The 26896-nt window shown below is 61.6% G+C and carries 25 protein-coding genes; 15 read left to right on the top strand and 10 right to left on the bottom strand.

Annotated elements, in window-relative coordinates:
• Positions 1–10 precede the first annotated feature (10 nt).
• A complete protein-coding gene (fabF, locus tag BLU63_RS01155; RefSeq protein WP_010461652.1) occupies positions 11–1285 on the top strand; it encodes a beta-ketoacyl-ACP synthase II in 1275 nt (424 codons plus the stop codon).
• Here fabF and BLU63_RS01150 read toward each other — a convergent pair.
• Positions 1282–1839, bottom strand: a complete 558-nt coding sequence (locus BLU63_RS01150; RefSeq protein ID WP_010461651.1) for a TetR/AcrR family transcriptional regulator — start codon at positions 1837–1839, stop codon at positions 1282–1284. The two genes, fabF and BLU63_RS01150, sit on opposite strands and share 4 nt — an antisense overlap.
• A gap of 176 nt (positions 1840–2015) precedes the next feature.
• On the opposite strand from BLU63_RS01150, the gene BLU63_RS01145 reads away from it, so the two are divergent.
• Complete coding sequence (locus BLU63_RS01145) at positions 2016–2669, top strand: GntR family transcriptional regulator (protein ID WP_083374716.1); 654 nt, start codon at positions 2016–2018, stop codon at positions 2667–2669.
• 15 nt (positions 2670–2684) lie between these two features.
• Positions 2685–3536 (top strand): urea carboxylase-associated family protein, encoded by an 852-nt coding sequence (locus BLU63_RS01140; RefSeq protein ID WP_077747932.1) that lies wholly within the window; start codon positions 2685–2687, stop codon positions 3534–3536.
• A 92-nt stretch (positions 3537–3628) separates the two neighbouring features.
• On the opposite strand, the gene BLU63_RS01135 is transcribed toward BLU63_RS01140, so the two are convergent.
• Complete coding sequence (locus tag BLU63_RS01135) at positions 3629–3796, bottom strand: DUF2897 family protein (protein ID WP_010461642.1); 168 nt, start codon at positions 3794–3796, stop codon at positions 3629–3631.
• Positions 3797–3921: 125 nt separating this feature from the next.
• The gene (eat, locus tag BLU63_RS01130; protein ID WP_083374715.1) at positions 3922–5286 is read right to left on the bottom strand and encodes an ethanolamine permease; all 1365 of its coding nucleotides are present in this window, start codon (positions 5284–5286) and stop codon (positions 3922–3924) included.
• Between the two features lie 396 nt (positions 5287–5682).
• Here eat and kdpF point away from each other — a divergent pair, with 396 nt between their 5' ends.
• The 6 genes from kdpF to BLU63_RS01100 all read left to right on the top strand — a co-directional run bounded on the left by kdpF (position 5683) and on the right by BLU63_RS01100 (position 13819).
• Positions 5683–5772, top strand: a complete 90-nt coding sequence (kdpF, locus tag BLU63_RS01125; protein WP_007899818.1) for a K(+)-transporting ATPase subunit F — start codon at positions 5683–5685, stop codon at positions 5770–5772.
• An 8-nt stretch (positions 5773–5780) separates the two neighbouring features.
• Positions 5781–7475 carry a potassium-transporting ATPase subunit KdpA gene (gene kdpA, locus BLU63_RS01120; protein ID WP_083374714.1) on the top strand — a complete coding sequence of 565 codons (1695 nt, stop codon included), beginning with the start codon at positions 5781–5783 and terminating at the stop codon, positions 7473–7475.
• Positions 7476–7485: 10 nt separating this feature from the next.
• Complete coding sequence (kdpB, locus tag BLU63_RS01115; RefSeq protein WP_083374713.1) at positions 7486–9543, top strand: potassium-transporting ATPase subunit KdpB; 2058 nt, start codon at positions 7486–7488, stop codon at positions 9541–9543.
• 205 nt (positions 9544–9748) lie between these two features.
• Positions 9749–10294 (top strand): potassium-transporting ATPase subunit KdpC, encoded by a 546-nt coding sequence (kdpC, locus tag BLU63_RS01110; RefSeq protein ID WP_077748028.1) that lies wholly within the window; start codon positions 9749–9751, stop codon positions 10292–10294.
• Positions 10295–10432: 138 nt separating this feature from the next.
• Complete coding sequence (locus tag BLU63_RS01105) at positions 10433–13084, top strand: sensor histidine kinase (RefSeq protein ID WP_083374712.1); 2652 nt, start codon at positions 10433–10435, stop codon at positions 13082–13084.
• Between the two features lie 36 nt (positions 13085–13120).
• Positions 13121–13819 (top strand): response regulator, encoded by a 699-nt coding sequence (locus tag BLU63_RS01100; RefSeq protein ID WP_010461630.1) that lies wholly within the window; start codon positions 13121–13123, stop codon positions 13817–13819.
• Between the two features lie 141 nt (positions 13820–13960).
• On the opposite strand, the gene BLU63_RS01095 is transcribed toward BLU63_RS01100, so the two are convergent.
• On the bottom strand, positions 13961–15001 hold the full coding sequence (locus tag BLU63_RS01095) for a patatin-like phospholipase family protein (RefSeq protein WP_083374711.1): 1041 nt from the start codon (positions 14999–15001) through the stop codon (positions 13961–13963).
• Between the two features lie 223 nt (positions 15002–15224).
• Here BLU63_RS01095 and BLU63_RS01090 point away from each other — a divergent pair, with 223 nt between their 5' ends.
• From BLU63_RS01090 to BLU63_RS01080, 3 genes are all read left to right on the top strand, one after another.
• Positions 15225–15503, top strand: a complete 279-nt coding sequence (locus tag BLU63_RS01090; protein WP_010461623.1) for a hypothetical protein — start codon at positions 15225–15227, stop codon at positions 15501–15503.
• A gap of 45 nt (positions 15504–15548) precedes the next feature.
• A complete protein-coding gene (locus BLU63_RS01085) occupies positions 15549–16316 on the top strand; it encodes a CHAD domain-containing protein (protein ID WP_010461622.1) in 768 nt (255 codons plus the stop codon).
• A 232-nt stretch (positions 16317–16548) separates the two neighbouring features.
• Positions 16549–17346: an acyl-CoA thioesterase gene (locus BLU63_RS01080; protein WP_010461621.1), complete on the top strand. Its 798-nt coding sequence runs from the start codon at positions 16549–16551 to the stop codon at positions 17344–17346.
• Here the strand turns inward: BLU63_RS01080 and BLU63_RS01075 are convergent, their stop codons facing one another.
• The 3 genes from BLU63_RS01075 to BLU63_RS01065 form a co-directional block, all read right to left on the bottom strand.
• The gene (locus BLU63_RS01075) at positions 17347–17712 is read right to left on the bottom strand and encodes a terminase (protein ID WP_010461619.1); all 366 of its coding nucleotides are present in this window, start codon (positions 17710–17712) and stop codon (positions 17347–17349) included.
• Between the two features lie 209 nt (positions 17713–17921).
• Positions 17922–19403 carry a methyl-accepting chemotaxis protein gene (locus tag BLU63_RS01070; RefSeq protein ID WP_077747924.1) on the bottom strand — a complete coding sequence of 494 codons (1482 nt, stop codon included), beginning with the start codon at positions 19401–19403 and terminating at the stop codon, positions 17922–17924.
• Between the two features lie 203 nt (positions 19404–19606).
• Positions 19607–20416: a TatD family hydrolase gene (locus BLU63_RS01065; RefSeq protein WP_083374710.1), complete on the bottom strand. Its 810-nt coding sequence runs from the start codon at positions 20414–20416 to the stop codon at positions 19607–19609.
• 235 nt (positions 20417–20651) lie between these two features.
• Here BLU63_RS01065 and BLU63_RS01060 point away from each other — a divergent pair, with 235 nt between their 5' ends.
• The 3 genes from BLU63_RS01060 (at position 20652) to BLU63_RS01050 (ending at position 23167) form a co-directional block, all read left to right on the top strand.
• Positions 20652–22073 carry an MltF family protein gene (locus tag BLU63_RS01060; protein WP_077747922.1) on the top strand — a complete coding sequence of 474 codons (1422 nt, stop codon included), beginning with the start codon at positions 20652–20654 and terminating at the stop codon, positions 22071–22073.
• Positions 22074–22176: 103 nt separating this feature from the next.
• Positions 22177–22611 carry a DoxX family protein gene (locus tag BLU63_RS01055; RefSeq protein WP_077747921.1) on the top strand — a complete coding sequence of 145 codons (435 nt, stop codon included), beginning with the start codon at positions 22177–22179 and terminating at the stop codon, positions 22609–22611.
• A 247-nt stretch (positions 22612–22858) separates the two neighbouring features.
• On the top strand, positions 22859–23167 hold the full coding sequence (locus tag BLU63_RS01050) for a hypothetical protein (RefSeq protein WP_010461613.1): 309 nt from the start codon (positions 22859–22861) through the stop codon (positions 23165–23167).
• 4 nt (positions 23168–23171) lie between these two features.
• Here the strand turns inward: BLU63_RS01050 and greB are convergent, their stop codons facing one another.
• Genes greB through BLU63_RS01035 form a run of 3 tightly spaced genes read right to left on the bottom strand, consistent with a single transcriptional unit; the run spans position 23172 to position 26891 of the window.
• Positions 23172–23669, bottom strand: coding sequence for a transcription elongation factor GreB (gene greB / locus BLU63_RS01045; RefSeq protein WP_007943614.1), 498 nt, complete (start codon positions 23667–23669; stop codon positions 23172–23174).
• A gap of 34 nt (positions 23670–23703) precedes the next feature.
• Positions 23704–26208 carry an ABC transporter permease gene (locus BLU63_RS01040; protein WP_077747920.1) on the bottom strand — a complete coding sequence of 835 codons (2505 nt, stop codon included), beginning with the start codon at positions 26206–26208 and terminating at the stop codon, positions 23704–23706.
• Positions 26208–26891: an ABC transporter ATP-binding protein gene (locus BLU63_RS01035; protein WP_010461353.1), complete on the bottom strand. Its 684-nt coding sequence runs from the start codon at positions 26889–26891 to the stop codon at positions 26208–26210. The genes BLU63_RS01040 and BLU63_RS01035 overlap by 1 nt, the downstream gene beginning before the upstream one ends.
• Positions 26892–26896 lie beyond the last annotated feature (5 nt).

The following is a 26896-nucleotide window of genomic DNA, read 5'->3' as shown; positions in this document are numbered from 1 at the left end:
TAATTGCAGTATGAGTAATCGTCGAGTGGTTGTAACGGGCATGGGCCTGGTGTCCCCGCTGGGTAGCGATGTCGAGGTGGTCTGGGGGCGCCTGTTGGCTGGACGCTCCGGGTTGCGTCAGTTGCCTGACGAAGTGGTCGCTGATCTGCCGGCCAAGGTCGGCGGCGCGGTGCTCTCCATGACGGAAGATCCCGAGGCGGGTTTCGACCCGGACCGGGCGACGCCGCCCAAAGAGCAGAAAAAAATGGACCGCTTCATTATGTTTGCCATGGAGGCCGCGCGCCAGGCGGTGGAGCAGTCCGGTTGGCAAGCGCAAGACGCTAATGCTCAGGAGCGCACCGCGACGATTATCGGCTCGGGCGTGGGTGGTTTCGGCGCAATTGCCGATGCGGTCCGTACAACCGACAGCCGCGGTCCGCGACGTTTGTCGCCATTTACCATTCCTTCCTTTCTGGTCAACCTCGCGGCCGGTCATGTGTCGATCCAGCATGGTTTCAAAGGCCCGCTGGGTGCTCCGGTGACAGCGTGCGCGGCCGGGGTCCAGGCGATTGGCGATGCGGCGCGGCTGATTCGTTGTGGTGAGGCGGATATCGCCGTGTGCGGGGGCGCGGAAGCCGCGATCGATCGGGTCAGCCTCGCCGGCTTCGCGGCTGCGCGTGCCTTGTCCAGTGGTTATAACGACACCCCGGAGCGTGCCTCTCGGCCATTCGACAGTGGTCGTGATGGTTTCGTGATGGGGGAAGGTGCAGGCCTTCTGGTGATCGAATCGCTTGAACATGCCCTTGCCCGTGGGGCTCAGCCCTTGGCCGAACTGGTCGGATACGGCACCAGTGCCGATGCCTATCACCTGACTGCCGGCCCCGAAGATGGCAGCGGCGCGCGTCGGGCGATGTCGCTGGCCCTGGCCCAGGCGGGCATTTCTGCCGCACAGGTGCAGCATCTCAACGCTCACGCCACCTCGACCCCGGTTGGGGACCTTGGAGAATTGGCGGCCATCAAGTCATTGTTCGGTTCGGACAACAAGATCGCGGTGACATCGACCAAGTCCGCCACCGGGCATTTGCTGGGGGCGGCGGGCGGGATTGAGGCGATCTTCACGCTGTTGGCGATCCGCGATCAAGTCGTGCCGCCCACCCTCAATTTCGAAAACCCGGACCCGGCGGCGCAAGGCGTGGACATCGTCCACGGTCAGGCGCGGCCGATGGCGATCGAGTATGCACTGTCCAATGGCTTCGGGTTTGGCGGGGTCAATGCCAGCGTGCTCTTCAAACGCTGGCAGGATTAATCCCAGGGCTGTTTGAGAAATTCGCGTGTCACGTCGAGAATCCGCTGGGCCATCTCCGGATTCTCGACACTGCGCGACAGCAACAACGCCCCGACCAGGGCCGACATAATGAAGATGCTGCGGTCGGCCGCATCTTCGCCTTCAAGCGTGCCTTGCACTTGTTCCAGCCTCGAATTGAGCACCACGTCAGAGGTCGGACTGGGTTGTCCGCGCAATCCAAGCTCCGAGGACATGGTCGGCAGCGGGCAACCCTGATCGGGTGATGTCTGGTGCCATTCAGACAGATAGGTGTCGATGAATGCTTCCAGCGGGTGCTCCTGCGCGAACAGCTCGGCACAGATGGCGTCGCACTGTTCGCCGGCGGCCTGCAGGGCCTTTTCCACCAGTTCGTCCTTGGACTTGAAATGCGAGTAGAACCCGCCGTGGGTCAGCCCCAGCGCTTTCATCAGGGGTTGCAGGCCGGTCGCGCCAATACCGTCGCGGCGAAATCGCGCCGATGCTTCCTTGATGATGCGTTGATGGGTCTGGGCTTTATGGTCCTGCGAGTAACGCATCTGAAATCTCCGCAACAATGCGCCATCTTAACCAATGAAAATGGGATGGTGACTGTACTTCTACTTCTAAAAAGCATGCAGATGCGACCAACTTCGTCCTGCCGCATCGATTCAGCTGGCACGAATAGTGATTACTTGTCAGCTGACGATTGTTGAACAATCACGAGGCGATGAGCATGAACAGTGGACTGTCCCTGGCCGATCACATCACATTGGAGTTGCGCGCCGACATCATAGGCGGTCGCCTGCTGCCTGGTATGGCGCTGGTGGAAAACGAATTGGTGTTTGCCTACAACGCCTCCCGTAACACCATTCGTGAAGCGTTGCACCGCCTGGGGCAGGATGGACTGACTCGTTACGTGCGCAACAAGGGCGTGATGGTGCGCAAGCTGGGTCAGGATGATGTTCGGGATTTGTTCAAGGTCCGGCGTACCCTGGAACTGCAAGCCATCAGCGTGAGCCCGCCATTGCGCGATGATCAATCGGGCCGGATGCTCGAGGCGCTGGAGGCCACCGAGCTGGCCCGGGAACGCGAGGACTGGCGCGCCGTCGGCACCCACAGCCTGGCGTTTCATCAACACATCGTCGGGTTGCTGCGCAGCCCATTGTTCGATGAGTTTTTCACCAACGTTGTTGCGCAACTGCGCCTGGCGTTCTGCGCCGCGCCCGATGAATCACGTTTTCAGGCGCCCTGGCTGGCTCGCGACCGGCAGATCCATGACTTTCTCGCTGAGGGCGACAAGCGCGCCGCCGCAGACGCGATGAGCGCTTACCTCGATGACTCTGAACACCTTCTGTTGCGAATGCTTGCCCCAACCCCCCATCACTGATCGAGGATGTGTGTCATGTACAAAGACTATCCGGCGGCCTATCAAGTCAGCAAAGGCTCGGCCTTGCAGGTGGACAAAGCCTTCTACGAACGGATTCGCGACACCAGGGAAGGCCGCACGCTGATCGAGCAGTTTGAAGTGCCGATCCGCACCGGTCGCGCCTGGAACGTGCCGGCCGGGCACGTGTTTCGTGTGACCACGCCGGTCGGCCCGCAAGTCGGCGACTTCAATGTCTGGAACGCCAACGACCCGCGCGAGCGTTTGTGGGCGGCGCGGACCCGGCAACTGCAGGGCGCCCATGTCAGCACCCATGACCGGCTCTGGTCGAACCTGCCTTTTTTACGGCCGCTGGTGACCATCACCGACGACAGCCTGGCCGATTACGGCATCGATGAACATGGGGGGCGTTTGCACGATTTGCTGGGTACGCGCTGCGATCCCTATGTGAACAAAATGCTCACCGGCGAGGACTTCCATCATCACTGCCACTCCAACCTGACGCGCGCCGTGTTGCCCCATGGCCTGACCGAGTTCGACGTGCATGACGTGCTGAACATTTTCCAGTGTACGGGCCTGAACCACGACGACATGTACTTCATGAAGGCCTGTCCGGCGCAGAAGGGCGATTACCTGGAGTTCTTTGCCGAGATCGATCTGCTGTGTGCGCTGTCGACCTGTCCGGGAGGGGACCTGTCACTGGCCATGTGGGGGCCGGATGCGCAGGATCCGCTCAGCGTCTGTCGCCCGCTGGGCGTGGAGATTTATCGGTTGGAGGATTCATTGCTCGAGGGCTGGAGCCAGCCTGAACGTGCTGCGTATAAAGGGCTGCATGGCTTGCACATCGCCAAGGCCGACTGGGAAAAATAATCGGACGTAGGAGCGAGGCTTGCCCGCGAAGGCGTCCCTGAGATCGCCTTCGTGGGCAAGCCTCGCTCCTACAGAAGCTGTTCAGCAGTTTTTTAGCGGTCCTGCGCATCCTTGGCGTCCGCTTCCGCGTTGCGTTCCGCGACACGTTTACGTTGCTCTTCGGTCAGTTCGACCTTGTTGGCAGTGTCACGCAGCATCATCAAACCACCAACGATCGAGCCGATTGCAACGACCAGAATCAACCAGGCATACCAGGGCATAGGGCTCTCCTTGAGGGCAGGCCGATTGGCGGGTTTCGCCAATCGATCGTGCATACCACTTTGAGCGATTTCATATCGCGGTGGTTCCATTCTATGCCTGATCTGTCGGTAACACCTGAGACCATTCAGAGTCCGGTCAACATCGCGTCGGCCGGTGCATCCGCGCGCAATTGCGCGGTGAGCATGAAGTACACGAAGCCCACCGCCATGAAGCCGAGGAAGATCAAGCCGATCAACGTGTTGAACCAGGCCATCGCCACCAGGCACACCACCGCCAGGATCAACGCAATCATCGGCACCAGCGGGTAGCACGGCGCGCGGAAGGTGCGCTCCAGGTTCGGTTCGGTTTTACGCAACTTGAACAGGCTGAGCATGCTCATGATGTACATCACGATTGCGCCGAACACCGCCATGGTGATCATCGCTGCGGTCAGCGTCATGCCACCGAGATTGATCAAACCGTCGCTGTAGATCGCCGCGATACCGATTACGCCGCCGGCAATGATCGCCCGATGGGGTGTCTGGAAGCGCGACAGTTTGGCCAGCGACGCCGGCAGGTAACCGGCGCGGGCGAGGGCGAAGAACTGCCGCGAGTAGCCGAGGATGATCCCATGGAAACTCGCCACCAGGCCGAACAGGCCGATCCACACCAGCATGTGCAACCAGCCCGAGCTTTCGCCGACCACGGTTTTCATGGCTTGTGGCAGCGGGTCGTTGATGTTCGACAGGGTGCGCCAGTCGCCGACGCCGCCGGCAAAGAACATCACGCCCATGGCCAGCAATACCAGGGTCAGGATGCCGCTGATGTAGGCCTTGGGAATCGTGCGTTTCGGATCCTTGGCTTCTTCGGCGGCCATTGCTGCGCCTTCAATGGCGAGGAAGAACCAGATGGCGAAAGGAATCGCCGCGAACATCCCGGCAATCGCCGGCACCCCGAACACATCGGAACCGGCCCAGCCATTGAGCGCAAAGTTGCTGAAACTGAACGCCGGAGCGACCACGCCCATGAACACCAGCAGTTCCGCCACGGCCAATACACAGACAATCAACTCGAAGGTGGCGGCCAGTTTCACGCCGAGAATGTTCAGGCCCATGAACACGATGTAGGCGCCGACCGCTGCGTGCTTCGGGTCGAGGGCCGGGAATTGCACATTCAGGTAAGCGCCGATAGCCAAGGCAATCGCCGGCGGGGCGAAGACGAACTCGATCAGCGTCGCCAACCCGGCGATCAATCCGCCTTTCTCGCCAAAGGCGCGGCGGCTGTAGGCAAAGGGGCCGCCAGCATGGGGAATCGCCGTGGTCAGTTCGGTGAAGCTGAAAATGAAGCAGGTGTACATCGTGGCGACCATGAACGAGGTCACCAGGAACCCGAGTGTTCCGGCCACGCCCCAGCCGTAACTCCAGCCGAAATACTCACCGGAAATCACCAGTCCGACTGCAATACCCCACAGGTGCAACGTGCCCAGCGTGGGTTTGAGTTGTGTGTTCATGCGTTTGCTCCCTGAACGGTTTGAAAAGCGTCGGGGGGAGGCGTTTGCAGTGGGCGTGCCAGTGTTGTGATAGCAGTCGTAAAGCGTAAAAAGGTGTCGTATCGGGGATGTTCGCTGCGGTATGGGCGGTTTTTATGCGCCAGTCGGGGGCATTGTTGCCTGTGATGTCGCCTTCGCGGGCAAGCCTCGCTCCTACAGGATTCGCAGCGCTCGTGACCTTGTAGGAGCGAGGCTTGCCCGCGAAGGCGCCGGTCCAGACACCTCTGTAACGCCGGCATAAACCCACTCTTTACGCATTCTTTATGCCCCGCCACACCCCTCGATCTCGCTCCTTTACAGCCTCCCTGCCGACAATGACTCCACACGCGGCAATACGCCGTAACACGGAGAACTTCCATGAGCGTTCTGGACGGGGTGTCACTGCTATTGGCAGTGGGGCTGTTCATTTATCTGTTGGTTGCGCTGTTGCGCGCGGACCGGAACTAGGAGCGGCTATGCACAGTTATGACTATTGGCTGATCCTGGCCTTCTTTGCCGTGGTGCTGATCCCGGCACCGTTCCTTGGGCGGTTCTACTACAAGGTCATGGAAGGCCAGCGCACCTGGCTTTCGCCGATCCTCGGACCGGTCGAACGTGGTTGTTATCGGGTGGCCGGCGTTGATCCGCAGGCCGAACAGAGCTGGCAGAAATACACACTGGCCTTGCTCGCCTTCAACCTCGCGGGCTTTTTGCTGTTGTTCGCGATCCTGTTGTTCCAGGACCACTTGCCGTTGAACCCGCAAAACCTGCCGGGTCAGGAGTGGACGCAAGCGTTCAACACCGCCGTCAGCTTCATGACCAATACCAACTGGCAGTCCTACAGCGGCGAAGCGACCCTGAGCTACCTGAGCCAGATGGTCGGCCTCACCGTGCAGAACTTCGTCAGCGCCGCCACCGGCCTGGCGGTATTAGTTGCGCTGTGCCGCGGTATTGGTCGCAAGTCGAGCAAGACCCTGGGCAACTTCTGGGTCGACATGACCCGCGCCACCCTCTACGGCCTGTTGCCCCTGTGCCTGCTGCTGGCGCTGTACCTGGTCTGGCAGGGCGTGCCGCAAACCTTCGCGCAGTACGTGAATGCCGTGACCATGCAAGGCGTCGATCAGGTGATTCCACTCGGCCCGGCCGCCAGCCAGATTGCGATCAAGCAATTGGGCACCAACGGCGGTGGCTTCTTCGGCGTCAACTCGGCGCACCCGTTCGAGAACCCGACAGCGTGGAGCAATCTGTTCGAAGTTGGCTCGATCATTCTGATCCCGGCCGCGCTGGTGTTCACCTTCGGCCACTACGTCAAAGACCTGCGTCAGAGCCGCGCGATCATCGCCTGCATGCTGGCGCTGTTCCTGATCGGCGGCGCGACCTCGTTGTGGGCTGAATACCAACCCAACCCGACCCTGAACAACGTCGCCGTCGAACAGACCGCGCCGCTGGAAGGCAAGGAAGCGCGCTTCGGCACGACCGCCACGGTGCTGTGGTCGGTGACCACCACCGCAGCGTCCAACGGCTCGGTCAACGGCATGCACGACAGCCTCAACCCGCTGAGCGGCATGGTCGCATTGGTCAACATGATGGTTGGCGAAGTGATCTTCGGCGGCGTCGGCGCGGGGCTCTACGGCATGTTGCTCAACGTGTTGATCGCGGTGTTCCTCGCCGGCCTGATGATCGGTCGTACCCCGGAATACCTGGGCAAGAAACTCCAGGCGAAGGAAGTCCAGTTGCTGGTGGTGACCTTGCTGGTGATGCCGGTCGGCGTGCTGGTGCTCGGTGCGATTGCCGCGAGTCTGCCCGGCCCGGTCGCGGCGGTGAGTAACCCCGGTGCCCACGGTTTCAGCCAGTTGCTGTACGCCTACACCTCGGCCAGTGCCAACAACGGTTCGGCCTTCGGCGGCTTCGGTGCCAACACGGCGTTCCACAACCTGATGCTGGGTCTTGGCATGTTGATCGGTCGCTTCGGTTACATCCTCCCGGTACTGGCGTTGGCCGGCAGCCTGGCAATGAAGAAAACCGCACCGATCGGCCAGAACAGCTTCCCGACCCATGGCCCGCTGTTCGTGACATTGCTGACCGTGACCATTTTGCTGGTGGGTGGTTTGACCTTCCTGCCGACATTGGCGCTGGGTCCTATTGCTGAACATCTGAGTATGGGCTTGTAAGGAATCCATCATGAATATGCCTGTAAGCAAAACCGTCGTCGCCAAGGCGCCGGAACAACCCAAAACTGCGATCTCGGCCCTCTGGCGCCCGGCGCTGGTGCAAGCCTTCGTCAAGCTCGACCCACGGCAATTGCAGCGTGCGCCGGTGATGCTGGTGGTCGAACTGACCGCGATCCTGACCACCGTGCTGTGCTTCATTCCCGACAGTGCCGTGCCGACCTTCGTCGCTGCGCAAATCGCCCTGTGGCTGTGGTTCACCGTGCTCTTCGCCAACTTTGCCGAAGCCTTGGCCGAAGGTCGCGGCAAGGCCCGCGCCGACAGCCTCAAGGCCGGCAGCGAAGGCTTGAGCGCCCGCCGTAAAACCAGTAACGGCACCTTTCAAGTGGTACCGGCCACCAGCCTGCGCAAAGGTGATGTGGTGCGCGTTGAAGCCGGGGAAATGATCCCCGGTGACGGCGAGGTCATCGAAGGTATTGCCGCCGTCAACGAAGCGGCGATCACCGGCGAATCCGCGCCAGTGATTCGTGAGTCCGGGGGCGACCGTTCGGCTGTCACCGGCAACACTCGCCTGGTCTCTGACTGGCTGCTGGTGAAGATTACCGCCAACCCCGGCGAGTCGACACTGGACCGCATGATCGCTCTGGTCGAAGGCGCCAAACGCCAGAAAACCCCGAACGAAGTCGCGCTCGACATCCTGCTGATCGGCCTGACCCTGATCTTCCTGTTGGTAGTCGTCACCCTGCAACCGTTCGCCCACTTCGCCAACGGCAGCCTGCCGCTGGTGTTCCTGGTGGCGTTATTGGTCACGTTGATTCCGACCACCATTGGCGGTTTGTTGTCCGCCATCGGTATTGCCGGGATGGACCGTCTGGTGCGCCTGAATGTGATCGCCAAATCCGGTCGCGCCGTGGAAGCAGCGGGGGACGTTCACGTCCTGATGCTGGACAAGACCGGCACCATCACTTTCGGTAACCGTCGCTGCACCGCAGTGCATCCGGCGCCGGGCGTCACCGCCCGTGAACTGGCGGAGGGCGCATTGTTTGCCTCGCTGGCCGATGACACGGCTGAAGGTAAGTCCATCGTCGAGTACCTGCGCGGCACTCAGCCACAACCTGAACCCGCCGCCGAGTTGCTGACGGCCGTGCCATTCAGCGCGGAAACCCGTCTGTCCGGTGTCGACTATCAGGGGCGTGTGTATCGCAAAGGCGCGGTGGATTCATTGCTGGCCTTCGTCGGTGTGAAACGCGCCGACCTGGCCGCGCCGCTGTCCCGTGAGATCGACAAGATCGCTCAAAGCGGCGGTACCCCGTTACTGGTCTGCGCCGACGGCAAATTGCTTGGTGTGATCCACCTCAAGGACGTGGTCAAGCCCGGCATCCGCGAGCGTTTTGCCGAGCTGCGCAAACTGGGCATCCGCACGGTCATGGTGACCGGCGACAACCCGCTGACCGCCGCTGCCATTGCTGCCGAAGCGGGCGTCGATGACGTGCTGGCCGAGGCTACGCCAGAGAAAAAACTGGCGCGCATTCGCCACGAACAGAACGACGGTCGCCTGGTTGCCATGTGCGGCGACGGCGCCAACGATGCCCCGGCCCTGGCCCAGGCTGACGTCGGCATGGCGATGAACGACGGTACGCAAGCAGCGCGCGAGGCGGCGAACATGGTCGACCTCGACAGCGACCCGACCAAGCTGTTGGACGTGGTGCAGATCGGTAAGGAATTGCTGGTGACCCGCGGTGCGCTGACGACGTTTTCCATCGCCAACGACGTGGCCAAGTACTTCGCGATCCTGCCGGCGCTGTTTGCCTCGATCTACCCGCAATTGGGCGTGCTGAACGTCATGCACCTGGCCAGTCCGCAGAGCGCGATTCTCTCGGCGATCGTGTTCAACGCCTTGATCATTGTGGTGCTGATTCCACTGGCGCTGCGTGGGGTTCGAGTGCAGGCCGCGAGTGCGGCGGCGTTGCTGCGACGCAATTTGCTGGTCTACGGATTGGGCGGGATTGTGGTGCCGTTCGTGGGGATCAAGGCGATCGACATGCTGCTGACGGCGTTGCACCTGGTTTGACGGTCGGGAGCTGTGGTGGGGTTTTTGTGGCGAGGGCGCTTGCTCCCGCTGGGCTGCGAAGCGGCCTCATCCCAGACACCGTGTTTGTTCAGGTACACCGCATTTGCCGGGTTGACGACTGCTTCGCAGTCGAGCGGGAGCAAGCTCCCTCGCCACAAGTGACGTGTGTGCCTGATGAATGTTCTTTGAATTCGAGGATTTTGAAATGTCCACAATGATACGTCCGGCCCTGAGCTTGCTCGTGCTGATGACCCTGATCACCGGCGTCGCTTACCCCTTGGTCGTCACTGGCGTCGCCCAGGTCGCGTTCCCGGATCAAGCCAATGGCAGCCTGGTGCGTGACGCCGGCGGCAAGGTCCGTGGCTCTTCGCTGATTGCCCAGGATTTCGTTGGCGATGCCTGGTTTCATCCACGGCCATCAGCGGGTGCGTTTGCCACCGTGTCGAGCAGCGCCAGCAACCTTTCGCCGAGCAATCCGGCGCTGGCCACTCGGGTGATCGACGATGCCAACAAACAGCTGGTGCCCGGTCAGGGGCCAGTGCCGTTGGCCATGCTCACTACCTCCGGCAGCGGCCTCGATCCCCACTTGCCACCGGCGGCGATTGCCTATCAACTGGCGCGTGTTGCGGCGGCGCGTAATTTGCCGGTGTCTACGCTTCAGCAATTGATGAATGCGCACATTGAGCAGCCATTGGTGGGGCCGCCGGTGGTGAATGTGTTGGCGCTAAACATCGCGCTGGAAAACCTGTAGAAGATGATCGTTCCCACGCTCTGCGTGGGAATGCATCAACGGACGCTCCGCGTTCGGCTCTGAAGGAGACGCGGAGCGTCCCGAGCTGTATTCCCACGCGGAGCGTGGGAACGATCAATCAAGATAAGGCAATGACAAATGAGTGACTCCGGCCGCGCCGACGCGCTGTTAGCAGACCTGCCCCGCGATGGCCGTGGCCGGCTCAAGGTTTTCCTCGGCGCCGCGCCCGGTGTCGGCAAGACCTACGCCATGCTGCAAGCGGCTCACACCCAATTGCGCCAGGGCGTGAAAGTCATCGCCGGCGTGGTTGAAACCCACGGCCGCGCCGAGACCGAAGCGCTGCTCGGCGGCTTGCCGCAGCAGCCCTTGGTGCGCTTGGAATACCGAGGCGTCACGCTCGAAGAAATGGACCTCGACGGTCTGCTCGCGGCCAAGCCGAAATTGGTGCTTGTGGACGAACTGGCCCACACCAACGCCCCTGGCAGCCGTCACGCCAAGCGCTGGCAAGACATCCAGGAATTGCTCGCCGCCGGCATCGACGTGTTCACCACGGTCAACGTTCAGCACCTCGAAAGCCTCAATGATCAAGTGCGCGGGATCACCGGCGTGCAGGTTCGCGAAACCCTGCCGGACTGGGTGCTGCAAGAAGCCTACGAACTGCTGCTGATCGACCTGCCGCCACGCGAACTGCTTGAGCGTCTGCGTGACGGCAAGGTCTACGTGCCGGAGCAGGCGCGGGCGGCCATCGACGCTTTCTTCACCCAGACCAACCTCACCGCCCTGCGCGAACTGGCAATGCAAACCGCCGCTGCGCAGGTGGACGATGACCTGGCCCAGGGATATCGACAACTTGGCCAGGCCGCGCCAGCGGTGCGCGGTCGATTGTTGGTCGGCGTCGATGGCGATGCTCAGGCCGAACGCCTGGTGCGCCACGCCAGCCGCGTCGCCCAGCGTCGGCATCTGCCGTGGAGCCTGGTGCACGTGGACAACGGCAGCGTGCGCGACGAACAATCGCGACTGCGCCTGCAAAGTGCCCAGCAACTGGCCGAGCGACTGGGCGGCGAAGTGGTGTTACTGCGCGCCGGTGAAGTCGCAAAAACATTGATCCAGCACGCTGCCGAACGCCGTGCCAGCCTGGTGCTGGTCGGTCAATCGCGCCAGCGTTTGCGTCGGCGCTTGTTCGGTGGCGGTCTGGCATCACGCTTGCTGCGTGATGCGCGGGGGCTGGAAATCAACGTCCTCGACAGTGATCACGAACAGCATCAGCCGCGTCAGCGTTCGGCGCATTCGCTGGTGTGGTTCGACTACGCGCTGGCGGTCGTGGCGACGGTGCTGGCCACTGCTTTGGCCTGGGCCGTGGCGAGCGTCTTGCCGCTGCCGAATATATCGCTGGTGTTCCTCGCCGCCGTGTTGCTGGTGGCGGTGCGCAGCAGCCTGGGCCCGGCGCTGGCTTGTGCGGCGCTGTCGTTTCTGACCTATGACTTTCTGTTTATCCCGCCGAATTTTTCGTTCGCCATCCAGCGCGAAGAAGACGTGTTGACCTTGCTGTTCTTCCTGCTGATGGCGGCCCTCACCGGCAACCTCGCTGCGCGGCAACGGCGGCAATTGCAAGCATTGCGCGACACTCAGGAAGAGACCACCGAACTGCTCGACCTGTCGCGCAAACTCACCGCCGCCACCGACCGCCAGGCAGTGGTCAGCGCCGCGGCCCAGCACCTCAATGGCTGGAGCGATCTGCAACTGTGCCTGCTCAACCGCGACGGCCAGGGTGGCTGGAAGGTCGAGACCGGCGGCCCGCTGGAGTTTTCCGAAGCCGAGCGCGCTGCCGCCGATTGGGCCTGGCAACACGACCAGCCGGCGGGCGCAGGCACCGGCACGCTGCCGTTCGGGCGTTGGTGGTGGTGGCCGTTGTCGGTGGAAGACGGACCGTTGGCGCTGCTCGGTGTGTGCGCCAAAGAAGGCCAGACCTTGAGCGGTCAGCGTCGGCGTTTGTTGACGGCGTTGAGTCAACCGCTGGCCCAGGCCTTGGCTCGCGCGCAACTGGCCGAAGACCTGGAAGCGGCGCGCCTGCACGGCGAAACCGAGCAGTTGCGCAGCGCCTTGCTGGCGTCGGTGTCCCACGATTTGCGCACGCCGCTGACCTCCATGCGCGGCAGCATCGACAGTCTGCTGGCCCTCGGTGAAGCCATCCCGCTGGAGGATCGCCGCGAACTGCTTGAAGGCACCCGCGATGAAGCCGAGCGCCTCGACCGTTACATTCAAAACCTGCTGGACATGACCCGCCTCGGTCACGGTGCGTTGAAGCTGGCGCGGGACTGGGTGTCGCCGGCCGATATTGTCGGCAGTTCGCTCAATCGTCTGCGCGCGGTACTGGCGCCGTTGCAGGTCAGCACCGAAGTGCCGGCCGAATTGCCGCTGCTGTACGTGCATGCCGCGCTGATCGAGCAGGCGCTGGTCAATGTGCTGGAAAACGCCGCGCGTTTTTCTCCGCCTCACGGCCGTCTGCAATTACGCGCCGGCGCCAATGACAGCGAGCTGTTTTTCTCGGTCAGCGACGAGGGGCCAGGGATTCCGGAGGAAGAGCGGGCGAAGATTTTCGACATGTTCTACACCGCTGCGCGTGGTGATCGGGGCGGGCAGGGCACCGGCCTGGGGTTGGCGATCTGTCAGGGCATGGTCGGCGCGCATGGCGGTCGGATCAGCGTCGCGGACGGCATTGAAGGGCGCGGCACCTGCATCACACTGCACTTGCCATTGCAGGAACAGCCGGGCCTTGAAAGTGAAGCCTGATACCCTTTGGACATCTCCATGCCACGATCAGAAACCATGAGCCAGACCGCGACCATTTTGGTCATCGACGACGAACCGCAAATCCGCAAATTCCTGCGCATCAGCCTCGCTTCTCAGGGTTACAAGGTACTGGAGGCCGGCAACGGCAACGAAGGGCTGGCCCAGGCGGCGTTGAACAAACCCGACTTGCTGGTGCTCGATCTCGGCCTGCCGGACATGGACGGCCAGCAAGTGCTGCGCGAGTTTCGCGAATGGTCGACGGCGCCGGTGCTGGTGCTTTCGGTGCGTGCCAGCGAAGGGCAAAAGGTGGAAGCGCTCGATGGCGGTGCCAACGATTACGTGACCAAGCCGTTCGGTATCCAGGAATTCCTCGCCCGGGTGCGTGCGTTATTGCGTCAGGCCCCCGTTGGCGAGGCTCAGCAAGCGGCGCTGACGTTTGGCCCGCTGACCGTGGACTTGGCCTATCGCCGGGTGCTGCTCGATGGCGCCGAAGTCGCGCTGACCCGCAAAGAGTATGCGGTGCTGGCGCAACTGGCCCGGCATCCCGGGCGGGTGATCACCCAGCAGCAACTGCTGAAAGATATCTGGGGGCCGACCCATACCGAGGACAGTCATTATTTGCGGATTGTGGTGGGGCATCTGCGCCAGAAGCTGGCGGATGATCCGACCCAGCCGCGCTTTATCGTTACCGAAGCGGGGGTTGGTTATCGGTTGTTGAGTGAGGGAAGTCTTTAGCTTTTTGGTGTCCGGCCTATTGTCTTCGCGGGCAAGCCTCGCTCCTACAGAATGTGAATCGTTCACAAAGCTCGCGAACGACTCAAATCCTGCAGGAGCGAGGCTTGCCCGCGAAGAGGCCCGCACCTTCATCCGAAAACTTCAGGCATCCCGCTCATTCTCGTATCTATCCAGCGTATCCCGCGCAATCTCCCGCCCCAGCGCGATCAACTCCGGCGCCTTGTAAAACTCGAAAAACCGGCACACCCGTTTCGGCACGTTGATCAGGATGTCCGGCGGATACCCGGCGATCTTGTACTGCGCCAACGACGTCTGCATCACCTCGAAACTCTGGTTGATCAGGTCCAGCAACGACGCCGGGCCCACGTTGTCGATGATGAACGAACCTGTGGCGGATTTCGGTGCGCCTTCGCGTTCGGGGGCAGCTGCCGGTTGCTGGGCTTCGGGTTCGGCGGATTCGATCCAGGGGTTTATGTCGGCCGCTTCGGCCATCAACGCTTCCTTTTCCAGCAGCAGCAATTGTTCGGCCTGCTTACGGCGGAACGGCATTTTTGAACCCAGGGAATTGATCAGGCTGTCGAACCGCGTCTTGAACGCGGGCGGACGCTCAATCACCGGCAGTTTATAGTGGCGCTGGTTGGTGGAGTTGAGGTTGACCGCAATGATCAGGTCGCAATGGCTCGACACCACGGGCACGATCGGCAAAGGGTTGAGAATGCCGCCGTCCACCAGCATGCGATTGCCCTGCATCACGGGTGTGAACAGGCTCGGAATCGCTGCCGAGGCGCGCATGGCCTGGTGCAGGCAGCCTTCCTGGAACCAGATTTCCTGCTGGTTGGTCAGGTCCGTGGCAACCGCCGTGTAAGGGATGCGCAGGTCTTCGATGTTGATCTCGCCGACGATCTTGCGGATCTGCCCGAACACTTTCTCCCCGCGAATCGCGCCCAGACGAAAACTGACGTCTACCAGACGCAAGACGTCTAGGTAGTCCAGGCTTTCGATCCAGTCGCGATAATCGTCAAGTTTGCCGGCGGCATAGATCCCGCCGACCACGGCGCCCATCGAGCATCCTGCGATGCAGGCGATGTCGTAGCCGCGCCGTTCGATTTCTTCAATGACACCGATATGGGCATAGCCCCGGGCCCCGCCTGAGCCCAGCACCAGTGCGACACGCTTTTTCATGAATCGCCCTCGTCTGACAAGGTTCAACAATGCACCCATCACGGGGGGCGCTTCAATTGCTTAGGTCGCTTGGTGGGCCAAGGGCGTCGTTTTTTCGACACTCCATGGCGGTGCATGGGTATTCTCAAGCACACTTGACGTTTGCGCGGCGGGGCCAAGGCACTTTTCACGTGCCAGACCGTCTTACCAGCACGACTGTTTACCTAATGTTGAGGTGTGAGTGATGAAAGCCTGGATTTGCGTGCCATTGATTGCCCTGGCGCTTGCCGGTTGTGCCGGCAAAACCGCTTATCGTGACAGCTGCGGTAGTGGACTCGACGCGGCGTGGCATGAACTGGATCTGGCCAAGGCCGAGGGTTTTGCCGGCACCGTCAGCTACTCCAAGGCCCTGTCGCTGTTGACGGCGGCCAAGACCCAGCAGCAATTCGAAGGCTTCGAAGGCTGCACCAAGAAAGCCGAGAAGGCGCGCTTCTATATTCGAGAGTCACGTGCCGGCCGTTGAGGCATGATGTAGGGAATAGTGGACATTCGATTCAGGGAGCAAGCGATGTCGGCCTTGGTTGATCGGTTGGTGGCTCAAGTACTGAGTCTGGAAGTTCGTCTGCTGGCTTGCCAGGCGCGCCTGAGTGCGCGCACTGACCCGGAAGCGTTGCACGAGCTGCGCACCACGGTTCGCCGGCTGCGCAGTCTGTTGCGACCGTTGCGCGGGCTGCCAGGCGTCGAGCAACTGGAGGCGGCGTCGTCCCGGGTTGGCGAGTTGACCACGCCGTTGCGTGATCGCGAGGTGCTGGCGGCCTACTTGCTCAAGAACGGTCAACCCGAGGCCGCGCAACGACGTATGGCGCAGATGGCCAAGGCGTATCCGGCGGTGGCGACAAGCCCCGAGGTCACGCAGTTACTGATGATTCTCGACGCGTTTCCGCGTTTCCTCCGTGCTTCCCAGCGTCAGGGCCTGCTCAAGGGCCTGCGCAAACGCATCGAAAAGCGCCTCGCCAAGCAATGGAAGAAACTCGATCAGGCCCTGCACGATCCTGCCCATGATCGCCATCGCTTGCGTCTGTTGATCAAGCGCGTGCGCTACGGCATTGACGCCTACCCCGAACTTGACCGATTGCCCGACGCGGCGATGCCACGTTTGAAGTCGGCACAAGGTGCCCTGGGTGAGTGGCATGACTGTTTTCAATGGCTGGCCAGGGCTGAACAAGAGCCTGATCTGCACCCGTGTGTCGCCGTCTGGAAAACCACCATGGCCAAGGCCGAGGAACGCGCCGACCGCGTTCTCGACAAACTCAGCGACGCCTGCTTCAAATCCTGAAACCACCCCGATCAAATGTGGGAGCGAGCCTGCTCGCGAAAGCGGTGTATCAGTCGGCATCAAGGCTGGCTGACAGACCGCTTTCGCGAGCAGGCTCGCTCCCACAGTGGTTTGGGTGTTGAACCAGGGACAGGCACGGCTCATCTGTCAGTGCTTTTGGCCGGAATAAGCGCTGTGCCGCCTGCGCTGGCTGGTTAAGATCTCTCCATCTTTTTTCCGCACTGAGGTTTCCATGCGCTTTTCCGATCTGCTCGACGCCGTCCGCAGCCAGCCGCTGGCGCTGTCTATTCCGGCCGGATGGGCTCAGGGGCGTGCCAGTTTCGGTGGCCTGGTGGCCGCGTTGCAATACGAAGCCATGCGCGCAAAAGTCCCGGCGGATCGGCCGGTGCGTTCGCTGGCGATCACCTTTGTCGGGCCGGTCGAACCCGAAGTGCCGGTCAGTTTTGAGGTCGATGTGTTGCGCGAAGGCAAAGCCGTCAGCCAGGTGCTGGGCCGGGCGATGCAAAAGGGGCAAGTGGTGACGTTGATCCAGGGCAGCTTCGGTGCCTCGCGACCTTCCGAAGTGGCGGTCGCGGCCGAGCCGGCACCTGAAATGAAGCACTGGGACGATTGCCAGGAACTGCCTTATATCAAAGGCGTACTACCGGAATTCATGCAGCATCTGGCGATGCGCTGGAGTGTCGGCGGTCTGCCGTTCACCGGCAACAAATCCCGCGATATGGGCGGCTGGGTGCGTTTGCGTGGGGACGTGAAGGAAGAGGCGCTCGGCGAGTCGCATATTTTGGCGCTGGTGGACGCCTGGCCACCGGCCCTGTTGCCACACCTGAGCAAACCCGCGATGGGCAGCACGCTGACCTGGACCATAGAATTCGTCCAGCCGTTGCTCGAGTTGAGTACGCTGGACTGGTGCAAATACCTGGTGGAAATCGAGCATGGCGCTGACGGCTACGGTCACGCGGCCGCGAAACTGTGGAGCGCGGATGGTCAGTTGATCGCCATGAGCCGGCAGACGGTGACGATTTTCGCCTGATCAATGACGACGGTGGCGCTCACGCCAGGCGCGCCACCAGCCGCCGCTGAGGAAAAACCGTGGAAAGGTCAGGAACTGCTCGACCAGCAAGCGCGATAGCGCATCCTTACGATCACTGAACGGCTCGGAGGCTTGCGTCTCCAGGCTGTGGCCGTGGCGCTGCAAGCCTAATGCAGCGATCACGCCAATGACACCGATGGCGAAGTTCACGAAGTTCAGGCCGAACACCCCGGAAACAATCAGCAAAAACGCCACGATGAATAGCGGCACGGCAATCAGGTGCAACACCAGATTGGTCGGGTGCTGGTGATTGCCCGGGTAGGCGCGCCATTGCCAGGCGGGTAGGTTGGGGTGACGTTTGCCCATGATGCTAATCCTCGATCCATGTTGAACACATGATTGAAGAATAGGCTTGGCCACTGCGGGCGGCGAATCAAGGTTGGCTATCGAAGTGATAGCGGCCATGGTCGGGATTGATTGTGACCGGTCTGACGCCTTCGCGGGCAAGCCTCGCTCCTGCAACACCAAAAGCATCGCCAACCCTTGTAGGAGCGAGGCTTGCCCGCGAAGAGGCCTTACAGCTTGAGCTGCCCGATCGCCTTGTTCAATTCCCCAGCCAACGCTGCCAAATCATTACTGGTCGTCGCCGAATCCACCGTTTGCTGCACGGTGTTCTCGGTCACATCCCGAATACTCACCACCGCCCGGTTCATTTCTTCCGCGACCTGACTCTGCTGCTCGGCCGCCACCGCAATCTGGGTATTGCTTTCGCGCATCTGTGCCACCGCGCTGGTGATTTGTGCCAGCGCGACACCAGCCTCTTGGGCCTGTTGCACGCAGTCGTCAGCCTTGAATGAGCTTTCCTGCATGAAGTCCACCGCGTCCCGAGTCCCGGCCTGCAGCGCGGAGACCATGATCGTGATCTCGTCGGTCGAAGTTTGCACGCGCTTGGCCAGGTTACGCACTTCATCGGCGACCACCGCAAAGCCACGGCCCATGTCGCCGGCGCGGGCCGCTTCGATCGCCGCATTCAGGGCCAGCAGATTGGTCTGCTCGGCAATGCTGTGGATCACGCCGACCACGCCGTTGATTTTCTGACTGTCCTCGGCCAGGCGCTGGATCATCTCGGCCGTCTGCTGCACGCCGCTGGACAACCCGGCGATGGATTTCTGTACCCGGCTGACCACTTCCTGCCCGCTACCAGCCAAGGTATCGGCGGTTTGCGAGAGGTCGCGGGTCGCGCCGGCATGCTGGGCGATGTGATAGACAGTGGCGGTCATTTCGTTGATCGCCGTGGCGGCCTGATCGGTTTCGCTTTGCTGGCCGAGCATGCCGTGACGCACCTCGTTCATGCTTGAGGCCAGTCGTGCCGCGCCGACATCCAGTTGCCGGGCAGTGCTGGCAACGGTGTTGACTACTCGCTGGTATCCGGCCTGCATCGCGTTGAAGGCATTGGCCATCTGCCCGACCTCGTCCTTGCAGGCGAGTGGCACACGGGCTGACAGGTCGCCGGTTTTCTCGACGTGGAGCATCACATCTTTCAAGGTGTTGAGTTGGCTCAGCAGGAAGCGGATCAATAGCTGTGAAGCGGCCAGCATCGCCAGCATCAGGATGAACACCGCCACCGCGTAATTGGCGAAGCGTTCGCCAAACACCTGGCTCAGGCTCGGGCCATGGGCGATCACCGCGATCTGCTGACCGTCGGGGCGGGAGAACACCTCGGCGCCCATCAACGGGTTGTCGCCGAACAGTGGCATTGAATTGATCTTGACCCAGCCCTTGGCATCGGCCAGTTCCAGCACCGGCTGCTCGTTCAGCAACGGCGCCTGCCCGCGACTGTAGGTCAGCAGGTTATCGGCCTTGGGCAGCGGTTGTCCGGCAGGCCAGGCATTGAGCAAGCGAGCCTGCGCCTGAGCCGACACTTGAGAGGCGTGGCTGCGGGCCTGTTGTTCGAGCTGCACGGCGTACAGCACCAGCAAGAGCGTGGTGAAGAAGGCGACCGCATTGACCGCCCAGAATTTGTACTTCAGTGAGATGTTGCTAAGCCAGGCACCCATGGAGGTCTTCTCTGATAGCGGAAACAGCATTGGCAAGGTGCCAGCATTGTGCCGCTATGCAGAGGTTCCGGACTTGATGTGGATCAACGATCAGCCCCCCCCGTAGGAGCGAGCCTGCTCGCGATAGCGCCCTGTCAGTCACATTAATGTTGGATGTGCCGACGCCATCGCGAGCAGGCTCGCTCCTACAGGGGGATTTGTGGTTACCGGGGGATTGATGGCAGGCCGTAGAACGCGCGAGCGCAGGCGGTGGTGTGGGCGGCCAGATCCTCTTCCGCTTCCCCCCGATGCAACGCCACTTCCCGCAGCACTTCAGTCAAATATGCCGGTTCATTGCGACCGTTCTTCGGCTTGGGTCGCAAGCTGCGTGGCAACAGATACGGCGCATCGCTCTCCAGCATCAAGCGCCCGCGCTTGATCTCTTTCACCAACGGATGCAGATGCGTGCCCCGGCGCTCGTCGCAGATCCAGCCGGTGATGCCGATGTGCAAATCCAGATCGAGGTAGCTGAACAGCGCCTTCTTTTCCCCGGTGAAGCAATGCACCACCGCCGCCGGCAGCTGATCGCGGTAATCACGGAGAATTTCCAGCAGTCGCTGACTGGCATCGCGCTCATGAAGGAACACCGGCAATTGCAGCTCGACCGCCATCGCCAGGTGCTCTTCGAGGACTTTTTCCTGCTGGGGACGCGGCGAGAAATCGCGATTGAAATCCAGCCCGCATTCACCCACGGCTACCACGTTGGGTTCCTTGAGCAAACTGCGCAGGCGCTGGTCGCTGTCGGCGTTCCAGTCGCTGGCCGAATGAGGGTGAATGCCTGCGGTGGCGAACAGTCGCTGGGCCGTTTCGTCCAGTTGCCGGCAGAGCTCCAGCGCCTGCTCGCTGCCTTCGACACTGGTGCCGGTCAGGACCAATTGGCAGACCCCCGCGGCATACGCGCGATCGAGTACGGCCTGGTGCTTATCCGCAAAACTGGGGTTGGTCAGGTTGACGCCGATATCGATGAGTTGCATGGTGCTACCTCGGACCAAAGGCCGGAAAGCATATCAGAGCTGTAGATTTATAAGAAAAGCCAAGAACTACAACGAGTTAAGGCTGTCTCTTGATGCCGCGAGACACGCAGGGGTGGCCAGGGTGCCATCACTGTGCCAGTCTTTTGCACTTTGTCAGCGCTCAAGGCGCTCTGTTTCTGTCGTTCGATTTCATGAAAATTCATGAGGTCGGCCCAGTATTCTTTCCGGAGAGTGGATGACACGTCCCTCGATGTTGCTACTGCTGTGCTGTTCGTTGCTGCTGCCGATGCCGGCGGTTGCGCGTCTGGCCGGCCCGCTGCAAGCCGTGCCGGCGGCCAAGGTCCGTGACCTGGCGGAGATTCGCAGCAGTCGTGTGCTGCGGGTGCTGGTCAACCAGAGCCGAAACAGTTCCGGTGAAGTCCAGGGCCAGGCCATCGGCGTCGAATACCACCGCCTGCGCGCCTTCGAGCAATACCTCAACGGTCACGCCCGTGACGGGCAGGAAATAACCCTCAAGATCATTCCCAAAGGCAAGGACCAACTGCTCGGTGCCTTGCAACGCGGGGAGGGCGACCTGGTGGCGCCGGGGGAACTGCTCGATTTGCAACCGGGCCATGCGGTCAGCAGCAGTGAACCGATTGCCAGCAACATCCCGTTGGTGCTGGTGGGCATCAAGGGTGAGCGCCGTTACACCCGCGTCGAACAACTCTCGGGTAAGACCCTGGCGCTGCCCACCGGCAGCGCGGCCGGGGATGCGGTCAGTCAGATCAATTCAAAGCTGGCGCTGCACAAGCTGGCACCGATGAAAATCGAATGGGTCGACCCCAGTCTGGCGGTCGAAGACGTTCTGGAAATGGTCCAGGGCGGGATCTTTCACCTGACCATCGTCGAGCAGCCGATTGCCGAGCGCTGGGGCAAGATCCTGCCCAAACTACGTCTCGATAAGCAGGTGTCGATCAGCGATCCGGGTGAAGAGTTCTGGTTCGTGCGACGCGACGCTTCGATGCTGCGCGCGAGCATCGATCGCTTCCTGACGACCTACAAGAAGCCGTCGGACCAGGATGCGGCGTTCCTGCGCATCTATCGACGTCTGTATCAAGTGCACTATCCATTGGCCAAGGCTGATCGGCAGCGCCTGGAAAAACTTCGTCCGGTGCTGCAAAAGCACGCGGATGCCCAGGGCATGGACTGGCTGAACCTGGCAGCATTGGCTTTTAAGGAGTCTGCCCTGCAACCCAACGCCCGAAGCGGCAGCGGCCCCACCGGCCTGATGCAGATCACCCCGTCCGCCGCCCAGCGCGTCGGGGTCAACAACATTCAGAACCTCGACGCCAATGTGCAGGCCGGGGCCAAGTACCTGGCGATGATCCGACGCAAGTTCTTCGCAAGCCCCAAACTCAACGAGCGCGAGCGCATGGCGTTTGTGCTGGCGGCTTACAACATGGGGCCGGAACGGGTGCAGGGCATGCGCGCCGAAGCCCGACGCCGAGGCCTGAATCCCAATCAGTGGTTCTTCCAGGTCGAGCGCATTGCAATGGAGCAGGTGGGAATGGGTGCCGTCAGCTATGTTAATAGCGTGAACAAGTATTACCTGGCGTTCGATCGTGAGAGGGAATCGTTGGAGCCCCAGGGGCAGAAAGTTGCCTCACGGAAATGATCGGCTAAACTGATTGTTATGTCGCAAATATTGCGCTTTTAACATTTGTTTTATCGATTAGTATGACGGCCAACCAACACACAATCACTATGGATGACACAGCATGAGCACACTGATCAACAAGGTACTGTTTACCCGCGCTGGCTACGGCTTGACCGTTCTGCGAATCTTCGTCGGCATCATCTTTGCTGCTCACGGTGCGCAGAAACTCTTCGGCATGTTCGGTGGCTACGGCATAGCCGGCACCGCGCAGTACATGGAAAGTCTGGGTCTGGCACCGGGTCACCTGATGGCGATCCTGTCCGGTGGTACCGAGTTCTTCGGCGGTCTGGCCCTGATCATAGGTCTGCTGGTACGTCCGGCAGCACTGGGGCTGACCATCCTTTCGCTGGTCGCCATTTTTACCGTGCACATCAGCCACGGCCTGTTCATGACCAACAACGGTTATGAATTCGCCCTGGCCTTGCTCGGCGGCAGCATCGCGGTACTGATCGAGGGTGCCGGCAAACTGTCGGTAGACCGCGCGATCGCTGACTGACCGCTCTGGCTCAACGAAAAGGCCCGCATTGCGCGGGCCTTTTTGTTGCGCGTCATTCTTGACACTGTCCGGTCAGCTTCTCTAGGATGCTGCTCATGCGCCGATTTAAACAGCTACTTGCGGGGCGCCAGGTAACTCATCCAGTTGCCGATAGAAGCTAGTAACAGGCTTCGAAATACCGCTAAAGCGCTGGTTCGGTGTTGCCTCTCACCTGCCATGCAGACTTTTGAGGCAGAGACACGACCCAATGAATGCACTAAGCCCCGTTGTACGCCCCGCGCCGATCACGGCACACCTCACCCAGCGCAACCCCAAAATCCTGCTTGGCGGAAAACATCAGCCGACGCTCCTGCGTTATCTCGATGGCTGGCCACGTCGTACCGGCGGCCCTGCCGCGTTCCTGATCCAGTTTGTCGAAGACGGTGAATCACTGGCGCGGTTTGCCAGCGACAGTTTTGATCTGGCGGTGATTCAATCGCCCAGCGTCGAAGAGGCACCAGAGGTGATCAGGCAGCTGACCCGGGTTGCCCGGCAAGGTTTGATCACGCGCCGCTGAAGCTTTAGAGATACTCGATCGCCACGATATACACGCACTGTTCACCGGTGGGTGTCTGGACCCGAACCTCGGCGTCCAGCGCCTTGCCGATCAACGCGCGGGCGAGCGGCGAGTCGATGCTGATCAGGCCCAGTTTCAAGTCCAGCTCATCCGGCCCGACAATACGATAGCGTGACTCTTTGCCGTCTTCATCTTCGATGGTGACCCAGGCGCCGAAGTAGACCTTGTTCGGGTCGCTTGGCTTCTCGCTGACAACCTTCAGTGCTTCGAGACGCTTAGTGAGAAAGCGCACGCGACTGTCGATTTCGCGCAGCATCTTTTTGCCGTAGGTGTACTCGGCGTTTTCCGAACGATCGCCCTGTGCCGCTGCCTCGCTGACCGATTGCGTCACCTGAGGCCGACGGACATGCCAGAGCTCATGAAACTCGGCCCGCATTCGCGCTTCACCTTCCGGGGTGATCAGCGCGGTGCCTGCGGGGCGGGGAGGGCGATAACGGCTCATGGCAACTTCTTGTGAGGGGAGAGTCTTGAGTCTATCAACCCTCGCGCAACACTGTCAGGGGGCTGGCGTTCAACGCGCGACGGGTACCGAATACACCGGCGCCGCCGATCAACACTGCGCCAATCAACGGCAACACCAACAGCCACGGATGTGGATGCCACGGCAGGTCGAAGGCGTAGCGATAAAGCACCAGGCTCACCAGTTCTGACCCCAACGCCGCCAACAGGCCACTGACCGCGCCGAGCAAACCGAACTCGATCCGCCGCGCCTTGACCAGCAATTGCCGTTCGGCCCCCAGTGCTCGCAGCAGCGCGCCTTGGCGAATGCGCTCATCGAGGGTCGCCTGCAAGCCCGAGAACAACACCGCCATCCCCGCCGCCAATACAAACAGCAGCACGTATTCCACGGCCAAGGTGACTTGGGCGAGGATGCTGCGCAGCTGCTCCAGCAAGGCTTCGACTTGCAGGATGGTGACCGCCGGGAAGGCCCTGGACAGGTCGACAATCTGCTGGTCGTGACCCGCCGCCAGATAGAAACTGGTCAGGTAGGTCGCCGGCAAATCCTTCAACGTGCCAGGCTGGAAGATCATGAAAAAGTTCGGCTGGAAGTTGTCCCAGTTGATCTCCCGCAGACTGGTGACTTTCGCTTCGCGATTGGCTCCGCCGACGGTAAAAACCATGTGATCGCCAAGCTTGAGCTTCAGGCTTTCGGCGACCTTGCCTTCCACCGACACGCCAGGAACGTCATCGGCTGGCTGTTCGCTCCACCAGTTCCCCGCTGTGAGCTTGTTGCCCGCCGGAAGGTCCGCGGCCCAGGTCAGGCTCAGGTCGCGCTGGATAGCCCGGTCACCCGCCGAATCCTTGCTGACGATTTCCTGTACCGGCTCGCCGTTGATGCTGATCAGTCGTCCCGGCACCACCGGGTACAGCGGCGCCGATTGGGCTGACAGCTCGATCAGTCGATCGGTGAAGGCCTGTTTGTCGGCGGGCAGGATGTTCAGGGCGAAATAGTTCGGTGCGTTTTTCGGTAACTGGTTCTGCCAGGTGTCCAGTAACTCGCCACGCAGCAAAGCGATCAGCGCCATGGACAACAGGATCAAACCGAAGGCCAAGGCTTGTCCCGCAGCCGCCAGCGGATGACGCAGCAGTTGACCTAGCCCGAGGCGCCAGGGCAATGAAGCGCGTGCCAGCATCCGACGCAAGCTTTTGAGTAGCAGCAACAGCAACCCGCCGAGTATGACCGCCGCGATCACGCCGCCGCCGAGCAGGGCGAAGGTCAGCACCAGGTCGAGGCTCAGGCGCCACATGATCAGGCCGAGGGCGCCCAGCGCAGCGCCATAGACCATCCAGGTGCTGGAAGGAATTGGCAGCATGTCTCGACGCAGCACCCGCAGCGGCGGAACTCGACCGAGAGCAGCCAGTGGCGGCAGGGCAAAACCGGCCAAGGCTACCAGCCCGGTGCCGATCCCGGCGATGGCAGGAAACAGACCGCCCGGAGGTACGTCGGTTGGCAACAAATCATGCAGCAACGCGAACAATCCAAGCTGTGCAAGCCAGCCGAGGAGCGCGCCGCCGAGGCTGGCGAGCAGGCCAAGTACCGTCAGCTGCAAACTGAACAACACCATGGTTTCCCGACGCGACAGACCCAGGCAACGCAGCAAGGCACTGGCGTCGAATCGGCGAGTGGCGAAGCGTGTTGCCGACAGCGCCACCGCCACGCCGGACAGCAGAACCGCCACCAGGCTGGCCATGTTCAGGTAACGCTCGGCCTTGCCCAGCGCGCCGCCGATCTGTCGATTGCCGTCGCGAGCATCCTGGATGCGCTGGTTGGCAGCCAGGCCGGGTTTGATCAGTTGACGGTAGGTTTCCAGTGCCTCGGCTTTACCGCGCCAGAGTTCGCGGTAACTGACCCGGCTGCCGGGTTGCACCACGCCGGTTGCGGCGAGGTCGCTGAGGTTGATCAGCACCCGTGGCGTGAGGCTGTAGAAGTTGCCGGCACGGTCCGGTTCGTAAGTCAGGACGCGGGCCAGTTTCAGAGTGCGCAGACCGACATCGATGCTGTCGCCGATCTTCAGGTCGAGCGCGGTCAGCAGTCGCGCTTCGACCCAGGCTTCGCCGGGTTTGGGGCCGCCACCGGCTTCTTCCGGGGCGAAGGGCGCCGGGGCGCTTTTCAGTTCGCCGCGCAGCGGATAAACGTCGTCGGCGGCCTTGATGCTGGACAGCTGGATGCCGTTGTCGGTGGCGATGACACTGGAGAACTCGACTACTTGAGCGTGTTCGAGTCCCAGTTCCGTGCCACTTTTGATCTGTTCCGGACGCGCGGGAGAACTGCCTTCAAGCAACAGGTCGGCGCCGAGAAATTCGGTGGCGCGCAACATCATGGCGCCGTTCAGGCGGGCACCGAAGTAACCGATGGCGGTACTCGCCGCCACGGCAACCACCAGGGCGAAGAACAACACGCGCAACTCACCGGCGCGGGCGTCGCGCAGGAGTTGGCGGATGGCAAGGCTGAACAGGCGCAACAGCGGCAGGCGTGCCATCAAGGCTCCAGAGGGGCGACCAGCAGGCCGGCTTCAAGGCGGATCAGGCGCCGGCAGCGATGTGCCAGGCGTTCGTCGTGGGTCACCAGCACCAGGGTCGTGCCGCGTTCCTGGTTGAGTTCGAACAGCAAGTCGCTGATGCGCTCCCCGGTGTGGCTGTCGAGGTTACCGGTTGGCTCATCGGCGAACAGCACATCGGGTTCTGCGGCAAACGCACGGGCAATCGCAACGCGCTGCTGCTCGCCGCCGGAGAGCTGGCGGGGTGAGTGGGTCAGACGCTGGCCCAGGCCAACGCGCTGGAGCAATTGAGTGGCACGTTCGCGGGCATCTTTGCGTCCGTCGAGCTCCAGCGGCAGCATGACGTTTTCCAGTGCGTTCAGGCTGTCCAGCAGTTGAAATGACTGAAACACAAAACCCACATGCTCGGCCCGAATGCGCGCCCGCTGGTCTTCATCGAGATTACTCAGGCTCTGGCCGGCGAGGGTGACTTCACCGCTGCTCGGCAGATCGAGGCCGGCGAGCAGGCCCAGGAGAGTGGATTTGCCGGAACCGGAGGCGCCAACGATGGCCAGGCTGTCGCCCTTGTTCAGTTCCAGGCTGAGTTCGTGCAGGATAGTCAGTTCACCTTCCGCGCTGGGAACCACTTTGCTGAGGTTCTTCGCGGTGAGAATGCTTGCGCCCATGGAGA

Source organism: Pseudomonas mandelii (genome assembly GCF_900106065.1).
Taxonomy (GTDB): domain Bacteria; phylum Pseudomonadota; class Gammaproteobacteria; order Pseudomonadales; family Pseudomonadaceae; genus Aquipseudomonas; species Aquipseudomonas mandelii.
The sequence above is the reverse complement of the archived record's forward strand: the minus strand, read 5'-3'. Positions and strand labels throughout refer to the sequence as shown.